This window comes from Mycobacterium sp. NS-7484 (assembly GCF_001953975.1).
GTDB lineage: Bacteria > Actinomycetota > Actinomycetes > Mycobacteriales > Mycobacteriaceae > Mycobacterium.
The window spans coordinates 1-5,235 of sequence record NZ_MBEJ01000024.1 but is presented as its reverse complement, the minus strand read 5'-3'; the positions used below and the strand labels follow the sequence as shown (position 1 = coordinate 5,235).

Sequence of the window (5,235 nt, the reverse complement as noted above, 5' to 3'; positions counted from 1 at the left end):
GACAGCTACCGCGGCCGCGGCTTTCGAACGCCTATCCGATGTGCCCGGCTATTAGCGACAATTCAGCGACAATCGCCACATAGGCATCCCAGGCATCGCCAAACACATTGTCGCTGAGCGGTTTTGCCTCTCACGTCGCACTGACCTCTTGGGCCTCATCTGCCCAGCGTCCGCATGCGAGCGACTCTGTCGCTGACAGCTGGGCACCCCAAAATCGGTGGCCCATGGGGCATTTGGTGGCTCAAGTGGCAGGAGCGATCACCGCCTTGTGGCCAGCGGTGCCTACGGTGTTCAGGAGGCGATTGTCGCTGAATTGTCGCTCTTAGCCGGGCACTTCGCCTACTGATTCCGTGCGCCGGCACACGCGTGAGCCGACATGCAGATACGCCCCGAACCGCACGGCGTCCCGGCGCCTAGTCCCACATCCCGATCTCATCCAAGCGCGCGATGAGCCGTTGGGCGCCGTCGGTGAACTGGATTGCGTTGAGTTCGACCGCAGCCGGGGCGTCGCGCCGGCGCAGGGCATCAATCAGCTCGCGGTGGCTCTTGACGGCTGCGGTGCCCCACCCGGGATCTCTCGAATAGAGCTGGCCGGGCAGGTACCGCGCGACGTGCAGGAGGAACCACGCCAGCTTGATCCGGCCGCTGGCATGGTTGAAGGCCCGGTGAAAAGCGAACTCGGCGGAGGCGATGCCGTCCGGGTCGCGCCGCTCGACCGCCGCCGCGAGTTCTGCATTGAGTTGCTCCAGCTCGTCGATCTCGGCCTCGGTGATGCGCACGGTGGCGGTGGCGGCAAGCTCGCGGGCGATGGTGGCCTGCAGCCAGAAGATGTCTTCGACGTCGGTACGAGTCAACGGCACCACGACGTGCCCGCGGTTCGGCTCCAGTTGCACCATGCCCTCACCGCGCAGGGTTCGCAGCGCCTCGCGGACCGGGGTGATGCTGACCCCAAGTGCCGCCGCGGTCTCGTCGAGACGGATGAATGTCCCGGGCCGCAAAACGCCCGTCATGATCTCGGCCCGAAGCTGGGCCGCCACCTCGTCGGAGAGCTGCTCGCGCCGTCCGACCCGGCGCTGCACAGCCGCTCTGGCAGGTGCGTTCATGAGATACCGGTCGCCTTTCTGATGGGCTTGTCGCCGAGGCGCCGAGGCCATAGTGTGACCGGGGCAACCCCATGTTTGATCAAATATCAACCTGATGCAACTCGATACCGATGGAGTACAGATCCGGTGACTGCCGAGCCGTTCCCCACTGAGCAGCCGTACCTGGCGCGTCGTCAGAACTGGGCCAACCAGCTGACGCGGCATGCACTGATGCAGCCCGACAAGACCGCGCTGCGGTTTCTCGGGCGCACCACCACGTGGCGCGAGCTCGACCACCGGGTGACCCGGCTGGCCGACGCCCTGAGCCGTCGCGGTGTCGGCTTCGGCGATCGAGTGCTGATCCTGATGCTCAATCGCCCGGAGTTCATCGAGGCGATGCTGGCCGCCATCAAACTGGGAGCGATCGCAGTGCCGGTCAACTTCCGGATGACCCCGCCAGAGGTGGCCTACCTCGTCAGCGACTGCGACGCGCACGTCCTGGTCACCGAGCCCGTGCTGGCCGGCGTCGCCACGGCGGTCCGCGACCTCGACGCCCGACTGACGAACATCGTCGTGGCCGAGAGCGCCACCGAAGATGGTGTCCTGGGCTACGAGGACCTGATCTCCGAAGAAGGAGAATCCGCCCAACCGGTCGACATCCCCAGCGATGCCCCCGCGCTGATCATGTACACCTCGGGCACCACCGGCCGTCCCAAGGGCGCGGTGCTGACGCACGCCAACCTCGCCGGACAGGGCATGACCAATCTGTTCACCTCGGGCGTGGACATCAACAACGACGTCGGGTTCATCGGCGTCCCGTTGTTCCACATCGCCGGCGTGGCAGGCAACGTGAACACCGGCCTGATGCTGGGCCTGCCCACCGTCATCTACCCGCTGGGCGCGTTCGACCCGGGTGCACTGCTCGACGTGCTCGCAGAGGAGAAGGTCACCGCGATCTTCCTGGTGCCCGCCCAGTGGCAGGCGGTGTGCGCTGAGCAGCAGGCCAATCCGCGCGACCTGTGCCTGCGCTCGCTGTCCTGGGGTGCCGCACCGGCCTCCGACACGCTGCTGAAGGCGATGGCCGAAACCTTCCCGGGCAGCCAGATTCTCGCCGCGTTCGGCCAGACCGAGATGTCACCGGTCACCTGCATGTTGTTGGCGGACGACGCGATTCGCAAACTCGGTTCGGTCGGCCAGGTCATCCCGACGGTCTCCGCCCGGATCGTCGACGAGAACATGAACGACGTGCCCGTCGGCGAGGTCGGCGAGATCGTCTACCGCGCCCCGACTTTGATGGCCGGCTACTGGAACAACCCCAAGGCCACCGCCGAGGCATTTGCCGGCGGCTGGTTCCACTCCGGGGATCTCGTCCGTCAGGACGAGGACGGATACATCTGGGTCGTCGACCGCAAGAAGGACATGATCATCTCCGGCGGCGAGAACATCTACTGCGCCGAGGTGGAAAACGTCCTGGCCGCCCACCCGTCCATCACGGAGGTCGCGGTCATCGGCCGGCACGATGAAAAGTGGGGTGAGGTCCCGGTCGCCGTCATCGCGTTGGCCGGAACCGACGGTTTGCAACTGGGCGAACTCGACGTCTTCCTCACCGAACGACTCGCCCGCTACAAGCACCCCAAAGCGCTCGAAATCGTTGACGCCCTGCCCCGCAACCCGTCGGGCAAGGTGCTCAAGACCGAACTCCGGGAACGCTTCGGTTCGCCCATCGCAGCGCCACGGCGTTGACGTTAGCGAAAGCAACTCAGCGTCAACGCTTTCTGCAGGTAGCGCCGAAAGTTTGCGGCTATCTGGTGTCTTCGCTAACGGTTGATGGCACAATCCACCGGATGCGGTGCACGGCCCGGTTTCGATCGGGTACAGTCCGGTGGTCTCACTTACTACTCGCGAGTAGGGAGAGGCGGATCACACAAACTGACAGGCGACGAGGAGGGGGCGTGCGACACGTCCAAGGGGTGCACCGGTGACAGCGCCTGCCGACGGGCTCGTCGGATACGTACGTGGTCAACTGGAGAAGCCGCTGGCCATGGTCGGTGGCTTCTTCAAGATGAGCGTGCTCACCGGAAAAGCCCTTCTGACACGGCCTTTCCAGTGGAAAGAGTTCGTGCTGCAGAGTTGGTTCCTCATCCGGGTGGCCTTCCTGCCCACACTCGCGGTGTCGATCCCGCTGACCGTCCTCATCATCTTCACGCTCAACATCCTGTTGGCGGAGTTCGGCGCGGCCGACGTCTCGGGTGCCGGCGCGGCGCTGGGCGCCGTCACCCAGCTCGGACCTTTGGTCACGGTGCTCGTGGTGGCCGGTGCCGGCTCGACCGCGATCTGCGCCGACCTGGGCGCCCGCACCGTACGTGAGGAGATCGACGCCCTCGAGGTGCTCGGTATCGACCCCATCGAGCGGCTGGTGGTCCCCCGCGTGGTGGCGTCCACCTTCGTGGCCTTCATGCTCAACGGCGCGGTGATCACCATCGGCCTGGTCGGTGGCTTCTTCTTCGGTGTCTACATCCAGAACGTCTCGGCCGGCGCCTACGTGTCCACGCTGACGCTGCTCACCGGGTTCCCCGAGGTGTTGATCTCGGTCATCAAGGCCACGCTGTTCGGTCTGATCGCCGGGCTCGTCGGCTGCTACCGCGGCCTGACCGTGGCCGGCGGTTCGAAGGGTGTGGGTACCGCGGTGAACGAGACCCTGGTGTTGTGCGTGGTGGCGTTGTTCGCAGTCAACGTCGTGCTCACCACGATCGGCGTGCGCTTCGGAACGGGGCGTTGACATGAGTACCGTCACCGTCCTGCGGTCCCGGTTCCCCCGGGCGTTCTCCCGCACCTCCGACATCGCCGGCATCCCGGCCCGGTTTCTCGACAGCATGGGCCACGTCGCCTGGTTCGTCGTGCAGGCCATCGGATCCATCCCGCACGCGTTCCGCCACTACCGGCGTGAGTCGCTGCGGCTGGTCGCCGAAATCGGCATGGGCACCGGCGCCATGGCGGTCATCGGCGGCACCGTGGCGATCATCGGTTTCGTCACCTTGTCGGCCGGCTCCCTGATCGCAATCCAGGGCTTCGCATCCCTGGGCAACATCGGCGTCGAGGCCTTCACCGGCTTCTTCGCCGCCCTGGCCAACATCCGCGTCGTCGCCCCGGTCGTCACCGGCCAAGCTCTGGCCGCCACGGTCGGTGCCGGTGCCACCGCCGAACTCGGCGCCATGCGCATCAGCGAAGAGGTCGACGCGCTGGAAGTCATGGGTATCAGGTCGATTTCGTACCTGGTGTCCACCCGCATCATCGCCGGCTCGATCGTCATCATCCCGCTGTACGCGATGGCGATCCTGCTGTCGTTCCTGTCGGCGCAGTTCGTCACGACGATCTTCTACTCGCAGTCGGTCGGTACGTATGAGCACTACTTCCATACGTTCCTGCGCGTCGACGACGTGATGTGGTCCTTCCTCGAGGTCATCATCATGTCGATCGTGGTCATGTTGAACCACTGCTACTTCGGCTACTACGCCAGTGGCGGTGCCGTCGGTGTGGGTGAGGCAGTGGGGAGGTCGATGCGAACCTCGTTGATCGCAATCGTGTTGGTGGTTCTGTTGGCCTCGTTGGCGCTCTACGGCACCGACCCCAACTTCAACCTCACGGTGTAGCGGCATGACCCAGCCTGCAGTGCCCCACGCACCCCTGAACAAGCCGAAGACGCCGCCGTACAAGCTGGCCGGGCTCATTCTGGCGCTCGTCTCCCTGCTGATCCTGGCGTTGACCTGGATGCAGTTCCGCGGGACGTTCGAGAAGACGACGCAGCTGACGCTGCTGTCCGGACGCGCCGGTCTGTCGATGGACCCGGGCTCGAAGGTCACCTTCAACGGCGTACCGATCGGCCGGTTGGCCTCCGTCGACGTCGTGACGGTCGACGACAACCCCGAGGCCAAGCTGACCCTGGACGTCAAACCCCGCTACCTCAAGCTGATCCCGAAGAACGTCACCGCCGAGTTGCGGGCCACCACGGTGTTCGGCAACAAGTACATCTCGTTCCTGTCGCCGGAAAACCCGTCGCCGGAACGGTTGTCGCCCAACACCCCGATCCATGCCCAAGGGGTGACGACGGAGTTCAACACGCTGTTCGAGACCATCACCGCGATCTCCGAACAGA

5 protein-coding genes are annotated in these 5,235 nt (G+C 65.2%); 4 read left to right on the top strand and 1 reads right to left on the bottom strand.

Annotated features, from left to right (window positions below; genetic code table 11):
* Window positions 1–413: 413 nt before the first annotated feature.
* A complete protein-coding gene (locus A5733_RS05615) occupies window positions 414–1,103 on the bottom strand; it encodes a GntR family transcriptional regulator (protein WP_076239412.1) in 690 nt (229 codons plus the stop codon).
* 126 nt (window positions 1,104–1,229) lie between these two features.
* On the opposite strand from A5733_RS05615, the gene fadD5 reads away from it, so the two are divergent.
* From fadD5 to A5733_RS05595, 4 genes are all read left to right on the top strand, one after another.
* Window positions 1,230–2,825: a fatty-acid--CoA ligase FadD5 gene (gene fadD5, locus A5733_RS05610; protein ID WP_076239411.1), complete on the top strand. Its 1,596-nt coding sequence runs from the start codon at window positions 1,230–1,232 to the stop codon at window positions 2,823–2,825.
* A 298-nt stretch (window positions 2,826–3,123) separates the two neighbouring features.
* Entirely contained in the window at window positions 3,124–3,861 is a 738-nt protein-coding gene (locus A5733_RS05605; RefSeq protein WP_197508240.1) for an ABC transporter permease, read from the top strand.
* A 1-nt stretch (window position 3,862) separates the two neighbouring features.
* Window positions 3,863–4,732 carry an ABC transporter permease gene (locus tag A5733_RS05600; protein WP_067768336.1) on the top strand — a complete coding sequence of 290 codons (870 nt, stop codon included), beginning with the start codon at window positions 3,863–3,865 and terminating at the stop codon, window positions 4,730–4,732.
* 4 nt (window positions 4,733–4,736) lie between these two features.
* A partial coding sequence (locus A5733_RS05595; RefSeq protein WP_142253822.1) for an MlaD family protein occupies window positions 4,737–5,235 on the top strand: 499 nt, incomplete at its 3' end.